18 protein-coding genes are annotated in these 17,561 nt (G+C 72.9%); 11 read left to right on the top strand and 7 right to left on the bottom strand.

What is annotated here, in order from left to right:
• Positions 1–10: 10 nt before the first annotated feature.
• Together ACZ3ZD_RS35550 and ACZ3ZD_RS35545 are read left to right on the top strand one after the other, a co-directional pair.
• Positions 11–1,072 (top strand): pseudouridine synthase, encoded by a 1,062-nt coding sequence (locus ACZ3ZD_RS35550; RefSeq protein ID WP_467407081.1) that lies wholly within the window; start codon positions 11–13, stop codon positions 1,070–1,072.
• 115 nt (positions 1,073–1,187) lie between these two features.
• Complete coding sequence (locus ACZ3ZD_RS35545; protein ID WP_467407078.1) at positions 1,188–1,937, top strand: nucleotidyltransferase domain-containing protein; 750 nt, start codon at positions 1,188–1,190, stop codon at positions 1,935–1,937.
• On the opposite strand, the gene ACZ3ZD_RS35540 is transcribed toward ACZ3ZD_RS35545, so the two are convergent.
• The gene (locus ACZ3ZD_RS35540; protein WP_467407075.1) at positions 1,863–2,606 is read right to left on the bottom strand and encodes a nucleotidyltransferase domain-containing protein; all 744 of its coding nucleotides are present in this window, start codon (positions 2,604–2,606) and stop codon (positions 1,863–1,865) included. The two genes, ACZ3ZD_RS35545 and ACZ3ZD_RS35540, sit on opposite strands and share 75 nt — an antisense overlap.
• Before the next feature lie 22 nt (positions 2,607–2,628).
• The gene (locus ACZ3ZD_RS35535) at positions 2,629–3,159 is read right to left on the bottom strand and encodes a Rieske (2Fe-2S) protein (RefSeq protein ID WP_467407071.1); all 531 of its coding nucleotides are present in this window, start codon (positions 3,157–3,159) and stop codon (positions 2,629–2,631) included.
• 147 nt (positions 3,160–3,306) lie between these two features.
• On the opposite strand from ACZ3ZD_RS35535, the gene aroH reads away from it, so the two are divergent.
• From aroH to der, 5 genes are all read left to right on the top strand, one after another.
• Entirely contained in the window at positions 3,307–3,669 is a 363-nt protein-coding gene (aroH, locus tag ACZ3ZD_RS35530) for a chorismate mutase (protein WP_467407069.1), read from the top strand.
• Positions 3,666–4,751 carry a prephenate dehydrogenase gene (locus ACZ3ZD_RS35525; protein WP_467407066.1) on the top strand — a complete coding sequence of 362 codons (1,086 nt, stop codon included), beginning with the start codon at positions 3,666–3,668 and terminating at the stop codon, positions 4,749–4,751. Before aroH ends, ACZ3ZD_RS35525 begins: the two co-directional genes overlap by 4 nt.
• Before the next feature lie 104 nt (positions 4,752–4,855).
• Positions 4,856–5,551, top strand: a complete 696-nt coding sequence (gene cmk, locus ACZ3ZD_RS35520) for a (d)CMP kinase (RefSeq protein WP_467407064.1) — start codon at positions 4,856–4,858, stop codon at positions 5,549–5,551.
• A 62-nt stretch (positions 5,552–5,613) separates the two neighbouring features.
• Positions 5,614–6,216, top strand: a complete 603-nt coding sequence (locus ACZ3ZD_RS35515) for a lysophospholipid acyltransferase family protein (RefSeq protein WP_467407142.1) — start codon at positions 5,614–5,616, stop codon at positions 6,214–6,216.
• A gap of 63 nt (positions 6,217–6,279) precedes the next feature.
• Positions 6,280–7,761 carry a ribosome biogenesis GTPase Der gene (gene der / locus ACZ3ZD_RS35510; protein WP_467407062.1) on the top strand — a complete coding sequence of 494 codons (1,482 nt, stop codon included), beginning with the start codon at positions 6,280–6,282 and terminating at the stop codon, positions 7,759–7,761.
• Positions 7,762–7,826: 65 nt separating this feature from the next.
• Here the strand turns inward: der and ACZ3ZD_RS35505 are convergent, their stop codons facing one another.
• Together ACZ3ZD_RS35505 and ACZ3ZD_RS35500 are read right to left on the bottom strand one after the other, a co-directional pair.
• A complete protein-coding gene (locus ACZ3ZD_RS35505) occupies positions 7,827–8,222 on the bottom strand; it encodes a hypothetical protein (protein ID WP_467407059.1) in 396 nt (131 codons plus the stop codon).
• A 90-nt stretch (positions 8,223–8,312) separates the two neighbouring features.
• Positions 8,313–9,104 carry a hypothetical protein gene (locus ACZ3ZD_RS35500; RefSeq protein WP_467407056.1) on the bottom strand — a complete coding sequence of 264 codons (792 nt, stop codon included), beginning with the start codon at positions 9,102–9,104 and terminating at the stop codon, positions 8,313–8,315.
• A 544-nt stretch (positions 9,105–9,648) separates the two neighbouring features.
• On the opposite strand from ACZ3ZD_RS35500, the gene ACZ3ZD_RS35495 reads away from it, so the two are divergent.
• Positions 9,649–10,326 (top strand): LysM peptidoglycan-binding domain-containing protein, encoded by a 678-nt coding sequence (locus tag ACZ3ZD_RS35495; protein ID WP_467407053.1) that lies wholly within the window; start codon positions 9,649–9,651, stop codon positions 10,324–10,326.
• Between the two features lie 382 nt (positions 10,327–10,708).
• The gene (locus ACZ3ZD_RS35490; protein WP_358642409.1) at positions 10,709–10,924 is read left to right on the top strand and encodes an I78 family peptidase inhibitor; all 216 of its coding nucleotides are present in this window, start codon (positions 10,709–10,711) and stop codon (positions 10,922–10,924) included.
• Between the two features lie 128 nt (positions 10,925–11,052).
• Here the strand turns inward: ACZ3ZD_RS35490 and ACZ3ZD_RS35485 are convergent, their stop codons facing one another.
• Both ACZ3ZD_RS35485 and ACZ3ZD_RS35480 read right to left on the bottom strand, forming a co-directional pair.
• Positions 11,053–12,096: a phosphatase PAP2 family protein gene (locus ACZ3ZD_RS35485; protein ID WP_467407049.1), complete on the bottom strand. Its 1,044-nt coding sequence runs from the start codon at positions 12,094–12,096 to the stop codon at positions 11,053–11,055.
• Positions 12,097–12,333: 237 nt separating this feature from the next.
• On the bottom strand, positions 12,334–13,518 hold the full coding sequence (locus tag ACZ3ZD_RS35480; protein ID WP_467407046.1) for a glycosyltransferase family 39 protein: 1,185 nt from the start codon (positions 13,516–13,518) through the stop codon (positions 12,334–12,336).
• Between the two features lie 260 nt (positions 13,519–13,778).
• On the opposite strand from ACZ3ZD_RS35480, the gene ACZ3ZD_RS35475 reads away from it, so the two are divergent.
• Entirely contained in the window at positions 13,779–15,401 is a 1,623-nt protein-coding gene (locus tag ACZ3ZD_RS35475) for an MFS transporter (protein WP_467407044.1), read from the top strand.
• A gap of 114 nt (positions 15,402–15,515) precedes the next feature.
• Complete coding sequence (locus ACZ3ZD_RS35470) at positions 15,516–16,706, top strand: acyl-CoA dehydrogenase family protein (protein ID WP_467407042.1); 1,191 nt, start codon at positions 15,516–15,518, stop codon at positions 16,704–16,706.
• 37 nt (positions 16,707–16,743) lie between these two features.
• Here ACZ3ZD_RS35470 and ACZ3ZD_RS35465 read toward each other — a convergent pair whose 3' ends face one another.
• Positions 16,744–17,181, bottom strand: coding sequence for a cell division protein SepF (locus tag ACZ3ZD_RS35465; RefSeq protein WP_467407040.1), 438 nt, complete (start codon positions 17,179–17,181; stop codon positions 16,744–16,746).
• Between the last annotated feature and the right edge of the window lie 380 nt (positions 17,182–17,561).

The raw sequence follows: 17,561 nt of genomic DNA, 5'->3' as shown, positions 1-17,561 counted from the left end.
GGAAACCTTGATGCGAAGCAGCGGCAGCGGCAAGAGCGGCGGGCGCGGTAACTACCGCGGTGCCGGCAACGACAGGGACAACAAGCAGGGGCAGGGCCGGCCCCGCAAGCCCCGCCCCGAGGAGCGCCGCTACGACGTGGGCCCCGGAGCCACCAAGGAGGGCCCCAAGTCCGGTCGCGGCGGTGCCGCGCGGGGCGGCGCCAAGGGCGGCCCCAAGCAGGGCCGCCAGGACGGCCGTACGGCCCCGGCGCGCTCCCGTGAGTACGAGACCCGGGTCGAGGAGCGCAACCGCGAGCGGTACGCCGGCAAGAAGGACGTCAGGCTGCCCAAGACCTTCCCCGGCGCCGAGCAGGAGGGCGAGCGGCTGCAGAAGGTGCTCGCGCGCGCGGGCTACGGCTCCCGGCGGGCCTGCGAGGAGCTGATCGACCAGGCGCGGGTCGAGGTGAACGGCGAGATCGTCACCGAGCAGGGCAAGCGCGTCGACCCGGAGAGGGACGAGGTCAAGGTCGACGGTCTGACGGTCGCGACCCAGTCGTACCAGTTCTTCTCGCTGAACAAGCCCGCGGGCGTGGTGTCCACCATGGAGGACCCGGAGGGCCGGCAGTGCCTCGGTGACTACGTCACCAACCGCGAGACCCGGCTCTTCCACGTCGGCCGGCTGGACACCGAGACCGAGGGTGTCATCCTGCTCACCAACCACGGCGAGCTGGCGCACCGGCTGACCCACCCCAAGTACGGCGTGAAGAAGACGTACCTCGCGGCCATCGTGGGCCCGATCCCGCGCGACCTCGGCAAGCGCCTGAAGGACGGCATCCAGCTGGAGGACGGCTACGCGCGCGCGGACCACTTCCGGGTGGTCGAGCAGACCGGCAAGAACTACCTGGTCGAGGTCACCCTGCACGAGGGCCGCAAGCACATCGTGCGCCGCATGCTGGCGGAGGCGGGCTTCCCGGTGGAGAAGCTGGTGCGCACCTCCTTCGGTCCGATCACCCTGGGCGACCAGAAGTCCGGCTGGCTGCGCCGGCTGTCGAACACCGAGGTGGGCATGCTGATGAAGGAAGTCGACCTCTAGGACGCCCGACCACCGCCCCCTTGCGCCGTCGTGCCGGCGGCGCAAGGCGGCGGTGGTCCGTGTCGATCACCGACGTGACCTGTCGGTCCCCGGAGCGCTCTGGGACGCTTGGCCCATGATCGACGACCTCGGCATCGACCTGACCCCGGTGGTCGCGCAGCAGCCCGACCCGCTGCTGTTCGCCACCGTCTCCGGAGCCCATCTCTACGGCTTCCCCTCGCAGGACTCCGACGTGGACCTGCGGGGCGTCCATCTGCTCCCCGCCGCCGACCTCGTCGGACTGCACGAGCCGGAGGAGACCCGCTCGCGGGCCTGGGTCCGGTACGGCGTCGAGCTGGACCTCGTCACGCACGACCTGCGCAAGTTCGTCCGGCTGATGCTCCGCCGCAACGGCTATGTGCTGGAGCAGCTGCTCTCGCCCCTGGTCGTGCACACCTCCGAGGCGCACCGGGAGCTGGTCTCCCTGGCCCCCGGCGTCCTCACCGGCCACCACGCCCACCACTACCGCGGGTTCGCGGTGACCCAGTGGCGGCTGTTCGAGAAGACCGGCGAACTCAAGCCGCTGCTCTACACCTTCCGCGTGCTGCTCACCGGCATCCACCTCATGCGCAGCGGCGAGATGCAGGCCCATCTGCCCACCCTGCTGGAGGAGGGCGGCGGGCCCGGTTACCTGCCCGAGCTGATAGCCGCCAAGCGGGAGAGGGAGCACGGCGCGGCCGACGTCGACCGCGAGCGCGTCGAGGCCGACGTGGAGCGGCTGCACGCCGTGCTCGACGAGGCGCAGGCCGGCTCAGCCCTGCCCGACGCAGCGGGCGCCCACGACGCCCTGCACGACCTCGTGGTCCGGCTCCGCCTGGCGGGCTGAGGCCCGGCGCACCCGGTGCAGGAAGCCGGCCACGCGCGCGTGGTCCGGCTCCGGCGGCAGCGGGCTGCCCCGCAGGGCCTCCTCGGTCTCGGCCGCCAGCCGGACCATCCACGCCTCGACCCCGGCCCACGGCACCTCGCCGCGCTTCACCGCCAGCAGGGGCTCGCGCTGCTCACCGACGTCGATCACCAGCTCGCCGGTGCGCAGCAGGTCCCGGGCGCTCATCAGCAGCCGCAGCAGGTGCATCGCGTGCTTCCAGCGCGGGGCGCCCGTCGTGCGGACGTCGGCGTCGAGCTTCCCGCGCTGGCCGAGGGCGTACCGCGTGAAGGTGTCGTACGCCTGCCGGGACAGGAAGGCGCCGCGCAGGGACAGCAGCTCGCGGCCGGTGTCGTCCACGTGCTCCACCAGCGGGGAGTGCAGGCACTCCAGGATGTTCGGGTTGCCGCGCAGCGCCAGCTCGCAGAACCGTTCCAGTTCCCAGGAGAAGCGCTCCTCGCCCGGCCCCTCCACATGCGTCGGCGGCTTGTCGAACCGCCAGAACAGCGGGGTCGGCGCGAGGAACACCCCGCGCCGGTCGGTGTCGCTGGCGTCCGTCGCCAGGCCGAAGGCGCGGGAGCCCATGACACAGGCGTAGATCGTGTGGTCGCGTACCAGGTCCTGCGGCTGCATCCCCGGAGCGTACGCGGCCCCCTCAGGTCAGACGGATCGAATTTCCCTTCACCGTGATCGAGCGTTCGGGCAGCGGCCTGGCCGCCGGACCGTGGGCCACCGAACCGTCGGCGACCCGGAACCTGCTGCCGTGGCAGGGGCAGTCGATGGTGCCGTCCGACACAGCGTTCACCGTGCAGCCCTGGTGCGTGCAGATCGCCGAGAAGGCCTTGAAGTGACCCTTCTTCGGCTGGGTGACCACCACCTTCTCCTTCGGGAACACCTTGCCGCCGCCCTCCGGGATGTCGCTCGTGCGGGCCAGCGCCTTCCCGTCGGAGCCCGCCGCCTCCTCCCCGGCAGGGGAAGCCGAGGCCGAGGCCGGCGCCGACGTCGACACCGAGGCCGGTGCCGAGGCCGGCACCGACGTCGAGACCGATGCCGGCGCGGAGGCCGGCGCCGACGACGCCGATCCCGTGGCGCCGCCCGCGTCCTTGCCGCCGCACCCCACGCATCCCAGGGCGAGCGCACCGGCGCCCGTGGCGAGAACCGTCCGCCGTGTCGCTGGCTGGGGCATGTCAGACCTCCGTACAGATGTGCATATCGGTGGATACCGGAACCCGTGCATCGTCTCAGCGAGCGGGCGGCGCACGCCCGTACCGCGCGGGCTGACTACGCTGGACGGACCAAGAACGGAACACGCATGTCAGCGAGGAGCAGCGCCGTGGCGGTACGAGCGGTCCGGGGGGCCGTCCAACTGGAGCGGGACGAGGCCGGACACATGGAGGAGCGGGTCGGGGCCCTGCTCACCGCCGTCCTGGAGCGGAACGGGCTGACCGGCGACGACCTGATCAGCATCTGGTTCACGGCCACCCCCGACCTGCACAGCGACTTCCCGGCCGCCGCCGCCCGCAAGCTCGGCATCGTGGACGTCCCCCTCATCTGCGCCCAGGAACTGGACATCGAGGGCGCCATGCCCCGGGTCGTACGGATCCTCGCGCACATCGAGTCGGACCGGCCCCGCGCCGACATCGCCCACGTCTACTGCGGCGCCGCCGCGGCCCTGCGCAAGGACATCGCCCAGTGAGAACCGCACTCGTCATCGGAACCGGCCTGATCGGCACCTCCGCCGCCCTGGCCCTCGGCGCGCGCGGGGTGACAGTCCACCTCGCCGACCACGACCCCGGGCAGGCCCGCACCGCCGCCGCGCTGGGCGCCGGCACCGACGAGGCCCCCGAGGGCCCGGTCGACCTGGCCATCGTGGCCGCCCCGCCCGCCCATGTGGCCCAGGTGCTCGCCGACGCCATGCGCCGGGGCGTGGCCCGCGGCTACCTGGACGTCGCCAGCGTCAAGGGCGGCCCCCGCCGGGAGCTGGAGGCGCTCGGCCTGGACCTCACCGCCTACATCGGCAGCCACCCCATGTCCGGCCGGGAGAAGTCCGGCCCGCTGGCCGCCACCGCCGACCTCTTCGAGGGCCGCCCCTGGGTGCTCACCCCCACCCGGGACACCGACACCGAGGTGCTGAACCTCGCCCTGGAGCTGGTCTCGCACTGCCGGGCCGTCCCGGTCGTCATGGACGCCGACGCCCACGACCGCGCCGTGGCCCTCGTCTCCCACATGCCCCACCTGGTGTCCAGCATGGTCGCCGCGCGCCTGGAGCACGCCGACGAGTCCGCCGTACGGCTGTGCGGGCAGGGCATCCGGGACGTGACCCGGATCGCCGCCTCCGACCCGCGCATGTGGATCGACATCCTGTCGGCGAACCCGGGGCCGGTCGCCGACCTGCTCTCCGACGTCGCCGCCGACCTGGACGAGACGGTCCGCTCGCTGCGCGCCCTGCAGTCCTCCGACGAGGACAAGCGCGGAGAGGGCGCCGCCGGCGTCGAGGACGTGCTGCGCCGCGGGAACGCGGGCCAGGTGCGGGTACCCGGCAAGCACGGCAGCGCCCCGCGGGTGTACGAGACCGTCGCCGTCCTCATCGACGACCAGCCCGGCCAGCTCGCCCGGATCTTCGCGGACGCGGGCCGGGCCGGGGTCAACATCGAGGACGTCCGGATCGAGCACGCCACCGGGCAGCAGGCCGGTCTGGTCCAGCTGAGCGTGGAGCCGAAGGCGGCGGGGGTGCTGACCGCCGCGCTGCGGGAGCGCGGCTGGGCGCTGCGGCAGTAGCGCGGCCGCACGCGTCCGGACGAGTGACCCGCACCCAGTAACCTTGTGCGGGGCGCTCTCGCTCCCCGCCTCCCGACCGCACCGCACCAGGAAGGTGTCCCCCCGTGGAAAACGGCGCCGCCCCGACCGCCAAGCCCGTGATCGTCGCGATCGACGGTCCCTCCGGCACGGGCAAGTCGAGCACGTCGAAGGCCGTCGCCGCGCAGCTCGGCCTCAGCTACCTGGACACCGGTGCCCAGTACCGGGCGATCACGTGGTGGATGGTGGCCAACGGCATCGACCTGGACGACCCGACCGCGATCGCCGCCGTCGCGGGCAAGCCGGAGATCGTCTCCGGCACCGACCCGGCCGCCCCGGCCATCACGGTCGACGGCGTCGACGTCTCCGGCCCGATCCGCACCCAGGAGGTCACCTCGAAGGTCAGCGCGGTCAGCGCGGTGCCCGAGGTGCGCGCCCGGATCACCGAACTGCAGCGCTCGCTGGCCGCCGGCGCCGAGGGCGGCATCGTGGTCGAGGGCCGGGACATCGGTACGACCGTCCTCCCGGACGCCGACCTGAAGATCTTCCTCACCGCCTCCCCGGAGGCCCGCGCGGCCCGTCGCAGCGGCGAGCTGAAGGGCGCCGACCTGCACGCCACGCGCGAGGCCCTGATCAAGCGGGACGCGGCCGACTCCAGCCGCAGCACCTCGCCGCTCGCCAAGGCCGACGACGCGGTCGAGGTGGACACCACCGAGCTGACTCTCGCCCAGGTCATCGAGTGCGTCGTCACCCTGGTCGAGGAGAAGCGAGCCGGGAAGTGACCGAGCCGTCCCCGCCCTCGCCGCGGGGGGCCGAGGTCGGGCGGCGCATCGGCGTCGGCCTGATGTACGGCCTGTGGAAGCCGCGGGTGCTCGGCGCCTGGCGGGTGCCGGCCACCGGCCCGCTGATCCTCGCCGTGAACCACTCCCACAACATCGACGGGCCGATGGTGATGGGCGTGGCGCCCCGGCCCACCCACTTCCTGATCAAGAAGGAAGCCTTCGTCGGCCCGCTGGACGCCTTCCTGACCGGCATCGGCCAGCTGAAGGTGGACCGCACGGCCGCCGACCGCGCCGCCATCGGCCAGGCCCTCGGCGTGCTGGCGGCCGGGGGAGTGCTGGGCATCTTCCCGGAGGGCACCCGGGGCGAGGGCGACTTCGCCTCGCTGCGCGCCGGGCTCGCCTACTTCGCGGTGCGCGGCGGGGCACCGATCGTGCCCGTGGCCGTCCTGGGAAGCTCCGAGCGGCCCGGACGGTTGAGCAGGGCGCTGCCCCCGCTGCGCTCCCGGATCGACGTCGTCTTCGGCGACCCGTTCGATGCGGGCGACGGTACGGGGCGGCGTACGCGCCAGGCGCTGGACGAGGCGACCGAGCGCATCCGGAAGCAGCTCACCAGCCATCTGGAAAACGCCAGGCGCCTGACCGGGCGCCGGGCGACACTTGAGTAGTGGATCAGCCCATGCGGGGCTTTTCCACCGATCACCACGAATGAACAACGAGGTACGGACTTCATGAACGACGACATCCAGCCCGGCGACTCGGCTGAGCACGAGTACGACCACGGGGCTCTCGGCGACGCCGAGTACGCGGAGTTCATGGAGCTCGCCGCGGTCGAGGGCTTCGACATCGAGGACGTCGAGGGCGCCATCGAGGCGGCGGGCCACGGTCCGCTGCCCGTGCTCGCCATCGTCGGCCGCCCCAATGTCGGCAAGTCGACCCTGGTGAACCGGATGATCGGCCGCCGTGAGGCGGTCGTGGAGGACCGGCCGGGCGTCACCCGCGACCGCGTCACCTACGAGGCCGAATGGGCCGGCCGCCGTTTCAAGGTCGTCGACACCGGCGGCTGGGAGCAGGACGTCCTCGGCATCGACGCCTCCGTGGCGGCGCAGGCCGAGTACGCGATCGAGGCGGCCGACGCGGTCGTCTTCGTGGTGGACGCCAAGGTCGGCGCCACCGACACCGACGAGGCGGTCGTCCGGCTGCTGCGCAAGGCCGGCAAGCCGGTCGTGCTGTGCGCCAACAAGGTCGACGGCCCGAGCGGCGAGGCCGACGCGTCCTACCTGTGGAACCTGGGCCTCGGCGAGCCCCACCCGGTGTCGGCCCTGCACGGCCGCGGCACCGGCGACATGCTCGACGCCGTCCTGGAGGTCCTGCCGGACGCGCCCGAGCAGTCCTTCGGCACCGCGATCGGCGGCCCCCGCCGCATCGCCCTGATCGGCCGCCCGAACGTCGGCAAGTCCTCCCTGCTGAACAAGGTGGCCGGCGAGGAGCGGGTCGTCGTCAACGAGCTGGCGGGCACCACCCGCGACCCGGTGGACGAGATCATCGAACTCGGCGGCAAGACCTGGAAGTTCGTGGACACCGCGGGCATCCGCAAGCGGGTCCACCTGCAGCAGGGCGCCGACTACTACGCCTCGCTGCGCACGGCCGCCGCCGTGGAGAAGGCCGAGGTCGCCGTCGTCCTGATCGACGCCGCCGAGTCCATCTCCGTGCAGGACCAGCGGATCATCAGCATGGCGGTCGACGCGGGCCGCGCGATGGTCATCGCCTTCAACAAGTGGGACACGCTGGACGAGGAGCGCCGCTACTACCTGGAGCGGGAGATCGAGACCGAGCTGGGCCAGGTGGCCTGGGCGCCCCGGGTCAACGTCTCGGCGCGCACCGGCCGGCACATGGAGAAGCTGGTCCCGGCGATCGAGACCGCGCTGGCCGGCTGGGAGACCCGCGTCCCCACGGGCCGTCTGAACGCCTTCCTCGGCGAGCTGGTCTCGGCCCACCCGCACCCCGTCCGGGGCGGCAAGCAGCCGCGCATCCTGTTCGGCACCCAGGCCGGCACCAGGCCCCCGCGGTTCGTGCTCTTCGCCTCCGGCTTCATCGAGGCGGGCTACCGGCGGTTCATCGAGCGCCGGCTGCGCGAGGAGTTCGGCTTCGAGGGCACCCCGATCCACATCTCGGTGCGGGTGCGCGAGAAGCGCGGCACGAAGAAGAAGTAACGGCGGTACGACGTGAAGGGCGGCCCCCGGTTCTCCGGGGGCCGCCCTTCACGTCCGGGTGCCGCTCACGCGCCCCGGCGCTGCCCCGGCGGCAGGGCAGCGGCCGGGACGTAGTGCATCCCGGTCTCGTGCTGCCGGCCGAGCGTGCCGACCCGCTGCCACTGCGACTGCTGCCGGGCGCTGTAGGCCCCCGCGCTGTAGGCGCTGTACGAGCTGCTGAACGACCCCGGCCGGTGGCCGCCGTACGTGCCCGAGCCGTCCGGGAGGTCCCCGAAGGCGCTGAACCTCAGCCCCTCCTCGCCGCTGCGGTCGCCCGGCAGGGTCCGGAAGGCCTTGACCCACTCCGCGTAGAGCGAGTCGTAGATCGGCGTGGCCGACGATCCACTGGCGGGCTCGTGCGCCGCCCGGGCGGACGGCACGGACGAAAAGGACCGGCGGGGAGGAGTGTCGTATGCGTGCACGTATGTCCCAACGACGGGAACGTCAAAGGGATGCGGCCCCGCAACCCGTGAGGGTCACGCACCGCGGCCGCCGCCCGGGGAAGGCGGCTGTCAGGTGCCGGCGAGGGGGAGCGCCACGGCGACCAGCTTCCCGTTGGCGGCGGCCTTGTCCAGCGCGTCGCGCAGCAGGTCCTCGCGGGGCTGGCGGCCGATCGACCCCACCGGTGCCGCGAACATCAGCACCTGCTGGTGCTTGTTGGCGGCGGCCCGCCAGCTGTCGGTCACCTGGAGCGGCTGGTGCGCCTGCCACCAGGCCACCGGCTGCCCCCCGTTCCCCGAGGGCTGCAGCACCGCGTGCAGCTGGCCCATGGCCAGCAGGACCGACCAGCCGTGCAGCACCGGGGGGACGGACGACAGCTCGGTCACGGGCATGAAGCCCTGCTCGATGAGGAGCGGAAGGAAGTCGTCGCCGGCCGTGGTGGTGCCCGGACGGGCGATGGGCGAGGTCGGCTCGACGACGAGCGCCGGGTGCAACTCGCCGTCGATCAGGACGAGTCCGCTGGTCACGCCGAGCACGGCCTGCTCGGGCACGGCCTTGTGCGGGGCACCGTCGGCCAGGTCGCCGCCGACGGCGCCGATGGACCGGACGGCGCCCTGCAGCTGCTCCTCGGTCACCTGGACGACCTGCGAGGGCAGGCAGCCGGCGTGGGCGAAGGCGAGGACGGCGGTCTCGTCGCCGACGAACAGAACGGTGCTGGTGCGCTCCTGCTCGGAGTCGCCCGGGGTGCGACAGGACGTGCAGTCGTAACTGCCCGGGGCGTTCTCTCCGGCGAGCAGCCGGTCGGCTTCTTCGTCGCCGATCTCGGCGCGTACGGCGTCGCTGACGTCGAGCATGCGCGGCACGGGTGGCTCCCTCGGGATGCGGTGCTGGGGTCGGCCGGGTGGCTCCCGCCCGATGAGCCCCGGGGCTCAGGGCTCATGAAGAAGACAACGGACGTCCTGTGGTGGGGGTCACGCTCCGAGGGGGACCGGTTCGCACCATCCACCGCACAGCGTCACTGTAGGTGACTGTACGCGTTCGGACCGTCAACTCGGTGCGCGGTCAAGGAACTTGAAAGGGTGATGTGAGTCACGGTTTGCTCCGGACGGTGATCGACAAATCGGGAAATCAGCGGATGTAGTGGGTGGCCGGAAATCGCCGCTACCCGTGGTAATGCCCAACTGGCCTGGAGCGAAGACGAGTTGGTTGATCCGGGCGGCTCGTCCTCCTTACATTCCTCCGCCGTGTGCAACGAGCACCGCTCGGGTACGTCCGCCGGCCGGCACCAGGCAGAGCAGCATCGCCGACACCGGTCACGGCGGGCGGGGCGGACGCGCGAGACCGCGGCCATACGCGGCGCCGCGCGCCCCGCCCTGGGGGAGCCCGGGTTCGTGGAGAGGGATCTACATGTCCGAGTGTGCCGATACCACCCGTAACACCGCCCGTCCGGACAGCGCCCGCAAGGGCCGTACGACGGCCGCCCTCGCCGGAGCCGCGCTGCTGGCCCCGCTGGGACTGCTGGCCGCGACCGGCAACGCCGCCGCGGCGGACAACGGGGTGTGGGACCGCATCGCCCGGTGCGAGAGCGGCGGCGACTGGCACATCAACACCGGCAACGGCTACTACGGCGGACTCCAGTTCTCCGCCTCGACCTGGCGCGCCTACGGCGGCGCCGCCTACGCCCCGACGGCCGACCAGGCCTCCAGAAGCGCGCAGATCGCCGTCGCCACCAAGGTCCAGGGCGCCCAGGGTTGGGGCGCCTGGCCGGTCTGCTCGGCCCGGGCCGGGGCGTCCGGCGCCGCCCCGGCGGACGCCCACGCCGATTCCTCCGGTACGGCGGCCTCCCGCGGCGGCGCGACGACGCGGTCCGCCCCCGTCAGGTCCGCCCCGGCGAAGGCACCGGGCCGGGCGGCCGGCACCGGGCGCGCGGCCCCGCACGGCGGCTACACCGTCCGCGAGGGCGACACCCTGAGCATCATCGCCGCCCGGCACGGCACCACCTGGCAGCGGCTCTACGCCGCCAACAAGGCCGTCATCGGCGACGACCCCGATCTGATCGTGCCCGGCCAGCGCCTCGCGCTCTGAGCGCCGGACCCGGCCCGCCGGACAGCCGCCGTCCCGTCCCGGGACGGCGGCTGTCCGCTGTCCCCGACCGCCGGGGCGTCCGGGCGATCGTGTGGCGAATGTGTGAAATTCCCATGCGCCGTCAGCAGGCGTGAGGAGAGCGGGGATTGCGCGGGGAATCGCCTCCTGGGCCACCCCTGTGGCCGGTCACGGTGCATTACTCCGGGAAATTCGACGGCGCTCTCCGGCGCGCGTGAATTCTGCTCGATTACCCCGGTGAGCCGAACGGAAACCCCCGTACGGGTGACGGAGTTCGAGCAAAACGCGGCCCGCGGGCTGTGACAGAAGCGTGACGGGGGTCTGACCCTTCTCTTACCCGGACCTGCCGGACTAGCGTGGCCGCATGGCACCGATTCCCACTCCGCCAGCGGAGCCCCAGGACAGTCCGGACGGCTACGTCGGCCTCGACGCCGCGCACGCCCAGCGGCTCGCTCGGCAGCGCGGCTGGTCGACGGTACGGTCCCTGCCGCCGGGCGCGATCATCACCATGGAGTACCGGGCCGGACGGCTGAACTTCGAGGTGCGGGACGGCCGGGTGGCCCGCGCCTGGAAGGGCTGACCCCTCCCCGCGGCAGGCCGGCGGCCCGGTCGCGCGTACGGCGAAGGCCCCGCCCCCGGATGGGGAGCGGGGCCTTCGCCGTGGCGTGGGGCGGTGGTGCGTACCGGGACCCGCCGCCGTTCCCGCTGTCAGCCGCCGGTCAGGGGGCGGGCCGACGGGGACGTGCCGCGCGGCAGGCGCTCGGCGTGTACCAGCCGGTCGGCGCCCGGCGGGCGGCGGCTGCCGGCCGGGGTGACCGGGGTGCGCTCCGAACGCGTCGTGTGCGGTCCCGGCGCCAGGTGCGCCACGCCCCGGGAGGCCCGGGTCGAGGAGACCGGCTCGCGGACCGGCACCGGCTGCCCGACCGGTGTTCCGCGGGTCTTGAGCAGCACCGGCCGGACCGGGACGGCCGGTTCGGGTGCGGGCAGGCCACGGCGGGCGCGCCAGCGGTCGCGCAGGTCGAAGAGCCACAGCTCGGCCTTGGCGATCAGCGGCTCGAACCAGGGCAGCGCGAGCAGGATCAGCAGGCCCGCGGCCCAGCCCAGCAGCACGTCGCTCAGCCAGTGCGTACCGAGGTAGACGGTGGTGAGGCCGACGCCGAGCGAGGTGACGGCGGAGAGGGCCGACAGCCAGCGGCGCGCTCTCGGGGTGGAGGCCAGATACGCCAGGATTCCCCAGGTCACCACCGCGTTGGCGGTGTGGCCGCTGGGGAATATATCGCCGCCCAGGCCCATCTCGTTCGCGCCGATCACGGTGGCGTAGTGCGGACCGAGCCGGCCCATGCCGATCTTGGCGGCGCCGACCGTGACGTTCAGCAGCAGCAGCGAGGCGGCCAGGGTGAGCAGCGGGCGGAGCGTGTGCTGCCGCCAGGAGCGCCAGCCGAGCCAGGCCGCGACCATCACCGCGGTCGGGCCGCGCTGGCCCAGCACCACGTAGTAGTCGAGGAACGCGTGGATCTGGGGCCACTGCTGGTACGGCCGGAAGAACATGACCTGCCAGTCCAGCCGGACCAGCCAGGAGGTGGTCACCACGGCCCACACGATCGCCAGGTAGAAGGCCAGGGTCGCCGAGAACAGGACGACCCGGTGCCGGCTCATCGTCGGCACATCGATGTGGGCCGGTCGTTCCGGCTCACGGTCCAGCCTGGCGAACACCCGGTCCAGACGCCGGGTGAGGTTTCGTTCGGTACGCACCCAATCGACGTTACAGCGAGTGAGTGGTGTTCCCGGTCGAAACAGGGGCTTTGTGATGACGATGTGATGTGGGAAACGTCTCAAGGGCGGCCCGAATTCCCGGGTTTCCGCAATCCGGGGAGACCGATCGGGTCAATTCCTTTGATCATGCCGGGTGTTGTTTATATGGCGCTTATGAATGTGTTAACGGGACCCTGGTGCGGAGTTTTCCGGCGTGTCATCGGCCGGCCGGGTCGATCACGGCGGGCCCGAGCCGTTCAGCCAGAACGCCCCGTAGACCGCCGCCGCGACCGCCAACCCGGCGATGACCATGGCCGATCGGGAGGCCCGCAGCCGGGCCAGGGCACCGGCGAGCGGCAGCAGCACCGGGAAGGCGGGCATCAGCAGCCGGGGTTTGGAGCCGAAGTAGCTCGACGCGCACAGGGCGAGGGCGAGCACGACCCCCGTGTACACCAGCAGGGTGACCGGCTGGCGCTGACGGACGCCCGTGACGTACAGCCAGATCACCAGGGCCACCCCGGTGATCAGGCCGAGGCCGGCGAGGGCGGACGGAAATGACGTGAACTTGTCGGCCACGAAGCGGGCGAAGGCGTAGCCGCCGTCGAACCCGTTGCGCCAGCCGGCCTGGACGTCCAGATAGCCGAGGGGTCCCCGGCCGGTGCGGTGGCCGACCCAGAGGACGTACCCGGCGGCACCGAGCGGAGCGAGCAGCATGCCGAGCGCACGGCGCAGGACGGGGGTGCGTGCGGGGTGGTGCGCGCCCGGCGCGTGCCGCGTGCCGCGCTCTCGCACGAACGAGACCACGGCGGCCGTCCACACCGCGGCGACCACCGCCACCCCCACCGGCCGGGTCAGCCCCGCCAGTGCCGCCAGCGCGCCCGCGCTCACCCACCGCCCGGTCAGCACCGCGTACAGCGACCAGGCGGCCAGCGCCGTGAACAACGACTCGCTGTACGCCATCGACTGCACGATCCCGACCGGCAGCACCGCCCACAGCAGCACCGCGCACAGGGCGACCCGGGGGCCGTACACCCGCTCCGCGACCGCGAAGATCCCGGCCGCGGCGGCGAGCGAGGCGAGCAGGCTCACCACGAACCCGGCGTCCGCGTACGACAGCGGGGTGAGCGCGTGCCCCAGCCGCTCCAGCCACGGCAGCAGCGGAAAGAACGCCAGATTGGAGTGGACGTCCCCGTTCGGCAGCCGCACCTCGTAGCCGTAGCCCAGCTCGGCGACCCGCGTGTACCAGAGGGAGTCCCAGCGGGCGGTCAGCACGGTGTACGCGCTCTTTCCCCGCGCCGCGCTCCACGCCGCCAGCACGAGCAGCCCGAGGGCGCGGACCGCCGCGTAGCCCAGCAGGGCCGGCGCGGCCCGGCGCGGAAGAGGGGCGCGGGGAGCGGCCACGCGCGTCGCTGGATCGGTCACGGGCTCGATTATCGACCGCGCGCGACGGCCGACCGGACGCCGGGGCGGGGGCAGGAGGGGATGCCGTGGCGTACGCCACACGGGTTCCGTCGCGTGTGTGAGAGGTCCGCCACGTGACGCCGAGGTGAACTCGCGTACGCTGACGAGTCACCCGCGTGGGTTCGCGCGGGCCGGAGACACCGCGCCGCTCCGGCCGTACGACAGGGAGTCCCCACCCCGTCGGTCCGCCCCACGCGAGGGATCATCTGGGAGGTAGGTACATGTCCGGGACGACCACGGCTGCCGTCCGGCAGCACCGTCGGGCGGCCGGGGCCGGCGCCAACCGGTGGGTCGTCCTCGTCGTCCTGTGCGCCAGCCTGCTGCTCGTCGCCCTCGACGCGACCGTGCTGCACGTGGCGGTCCCCGCCGTCACCGAGGACCTCAGGCCCGGCGCCGTGGAACTGCTCTGGATCGTCGACGTCTACCCGCTGGTCTGCGCCTCGCTGCTGATCCTCTTCGGCACCCTCGGCGACCGGGTCGGCCGCAGACGCGTCCTGCTGCTCGGCTACGGCCTCTTCGGCGTCGCCTCCGCCCTGGCCGCGTTCGCGCAGACCGCCGAGACGCTCATCCTGGCCCGCGCGCTGCTCGGCGTCGGCGGCGCGATGATCATGCCCGCGACCCTGTCGATCCTCCGCCAGGTCTTCCCCGACCGGCGCGAGCGCGCCCTGGCCATAGGCATCTGGAGCGCGGTCGCCGCGGTCGGCGCGGCGGTCGGACCGCTGCTCGGCGGCTTCCTGCTGGAGCACTTCTGGTGGGGCGCGGTGTTCCTGGTCAACATCCCGCTGATGCTGGTCAGCCTGCCGGTGGGCCGGGCCCTGCTGCCCGAGTCCCGGGGCGACGGCGACGGCCCCTGGGACGTGACCGGCGCGCTGACGGCGGCGGCCGGGCTGTTCGGAACGGTCCTCGGGGTGAAGCGGCTCGGCGGCGGCGAGGCGGTGGCGAGCCCCTTCACCGTGCTGCCGCTGCTGACCGGCGTCGCCCTCCTCCTCCTCTTCGTCCGGCGCCAGCGCCGGCACCCGCATCCCCTGGTCGACCTGCGGCTGTTCCGGCGGGCGGCGTTCAGCACCTCGGTGGGCTGCATCGTGCTGGCCATGCTGGCGCTGGTCGGCCTGGAGCTGATCGCCGCCCAGTACCTGCAACTGGTGCTCGGCCTGTCCCCGCTGGCGACCGGCCTGCGGCTGCTGCCCCTGACCCTGGCGGCGATGGCGGCGGGCCTGGCGGGTGCGCGCATGCTGCGCCGTTTCGGGCCGCGCCGGATGGTGTGCTTCGGGTTCTGCCTGACGGCCGTCGCGGTGCTGACGCTGACGGCGATGGGCGGCACCGACAAGCCGACGCTGCTGCTGTCCGGCTTCGTGCTGCTGGGCTTCGGCCTGGAGACCACGCTGTTCGGCGCGTACGAGTCGATGCTGAGCGAGGCCCCGGCCGGCCGGGCGGGCGGCGCGGCGGCGATCGGGGAGACGTCGTACCAGCTCGGCGCCGGTATCGGCATCGCGCTGCTGGGCAGCGTGATGAACGCGGCCTACACGCCGGGGCTGCGCGCGGTGCCGGGCGTGCCGCGGGACACCTCCGAGGCGGCGGGCCACTCGCTCGGCGAGGCCTACGAGGTCGCCGGCCGGCTCGGCGGGACCGCCGGGGCCGCGCTGCGCCGGGCGGCCCGGGACTCCTTCGTGCACGGGCTGCACGTGACGCTGCTGGTCAGCGCGGGGCTGTTGCTGCTGGGCGCGGTGATGGCGCTGCGGCTGCCGCGGACCATGCAGTGCGGACAGGAGCCGGCCGGGCCCGAGGTGGAGCTGCCGGCGCCGCGCGAGGCGGAGGCGGCCGGCAAGCCGCGGGTCTCCGCCTGACCTCCTCTGGACGTGCGGGACCCCGCACCGTAACGTCGGGCCGGAGAGCCGTAACTAGCGCTGCTAGTTTTGAGCGCCGCTGGTGTTGCCGATCCCGTGCCCGGAGGGTGTTCCATGTCCGCGTCCGCGAAGCTGCCCCCGTTCGATGCCGCCGACCCGCTCGGGATCGACGACCTGCTGGAGCCGGAGGACCTGGCCGTCCGGGACACCGTCCGCGCCTGGGCCGCCGACCGGGTGCTGCCCCACATCGCCGACTGGTACGAGAAGGGCGAGCTTCCCGGCATCCGGGACCTCGCCCGCGAGCTGGGCGCGCTCGGCGCGCTCGGCATGTCGCTCACCGGGTACGGCTGCGCGGGGGCGAGCGCCGTGCAGTACGGCCTGGCCTGCCTGGAACTGGAGGCGGCCGACTCCGGCATCCGCTCGCTGGTCTCCGTACAGGGCTCCCTCGCCATGTACGCCATCCACCGGTTCGGCAGCGAGGAGCAGAAGGCGCGGTGGCTGCCCCGGATGGCCGCCGGCGAGGTGATCGGCTGCTTCGGGCTGACCGAGCCCGACCACGGCTCCGACCCCGCCGCCATGCGCACCCACGCCAAGCGCGACGGCGGCGACTGGGTGCTGAACGGCCGCAAGATGTGGATCACCAACGGCTCGGTCGCCGGGGTGGCCGTCGTCTGGGCGCGGACCGAGGAGGGCATCCGCGGCTTCGTCGTCCCCACCGACGCGCCCGGCTTCTCCGCGCCGGAGATCAGGCACAAGTGGTCCCTGCGCGCCTCCGTCACCAGCGAACTCGTCCTGGACGACGTACGGCTGCCCGCGGACGCCGTGCTCCCGGAGGTCACCGGGCTGCGCGGGCCGCTCAGCTGCCTCTCGCACGCCCGCTACGGCATCGTCTGGGGCGCGATGGGCGCGGCGCGCAGCAGCTTCGAGGCGGCCCTCGACTACGCCCGGTCACGGGAGCAGTTCGGGCGGCCCATCGGCGGCTTCCAGCTCACCCAGGCCAAGCTCGCCGACATGGCGGTGGAACTGCACAAGGGGATTCTGCTCGCCCACCATCTGGGGCGGCGGATGGACGCCGGCCGCCTGCGCCCCGAGCAGGTCAGCTTCGGCAAGCTCAACAACGTCCGCGAGGCCATCGAGATCTGCCGTACGGCGCGGACGATCCTCGGTGCCAACGGGATCTCCCTGGAGTACCCGGTGATGCGGCACGCGACCAACCTGGAATCGGTGCTCACCTACGAGGGCACCGTCGAGATGCACCAGCTCGTGCTGGGCAAGGCGCTCACCGGGCTCGACGCCTTCCGGTGAGGCCCGGCGCGCGGCGGGGCCGGTGCGCGGCCCTGCCTCAGCTCTGGTTGAAGAACCCGTCCGAGCGGTGGGCGGACGCCTCACCGCTGATGATCTCCGTGTCGGCCGGGGTGAGCAGGAACACCCGGTTCGACACCCGGTCGATGGAGCCGCGCAGGCCGAAGATGAGCCCCGCCGCGAAGTCCACGACCCGCTTGGCGTCGCCGGGCTCCATGTTGGTGAGGTTCATGATGACCGGGACGCCGTCCCGGAACAGTTCGCCGATGGCGCGGGCGTCCCGGAAGCTGTCCGGGGTGACCGTGCCGATCCGGCGGCCCTTGTCCTCGGCGGTGTCCGTGGCCACCTTGACCCGCGGGTCGGTGACCCAGGCGTCCCCGGACTCGGGGCCCTCGGAGTAGTCGTCGTCGTAGTAGCGCTCGTCATCGTTGTCGTCGACGAGGCCGAGCCACGCACTCGCCTTGCGTACCGATCCCATGGACGCCTCCTCTCACAGCGGTCTTTCTTGCTTTCCGCATCCCTATGGTCATCCATGATGCGGACGCCTCGCCAAGTGGATAGACGCCGCGCGGGGGGTTTGTGACGGTACTGGTGCACAGCCGATCCGTCGAGAGTCCTTGTGCCCCAAGGGACGCGAACCATACGGCTGCTGACTGAGAGTGAAATATGATCGTATGCGGCAGTCGGGTGATGCACGGTGCGTACGGGTGAACGCCAACGTCGTATCAGAGTACGGCGGTACCGCCCCTGACGGGGGATCAGACGAAGGCCGGCCGGGGGGGGGGGGGGGGGGGGGGGGGGCGGGGGGGGGGGGGGGGGCGGGGGGGGGGGGGGGGGGGTGGGGAGCGCGGGGGCGGG

Source organism: Streptomyces sp. NPDC023481 (assembly GCF_055560195.1).
This window is presented reverse-complemented; position numbering and strand designations above follow the sequence as displayed.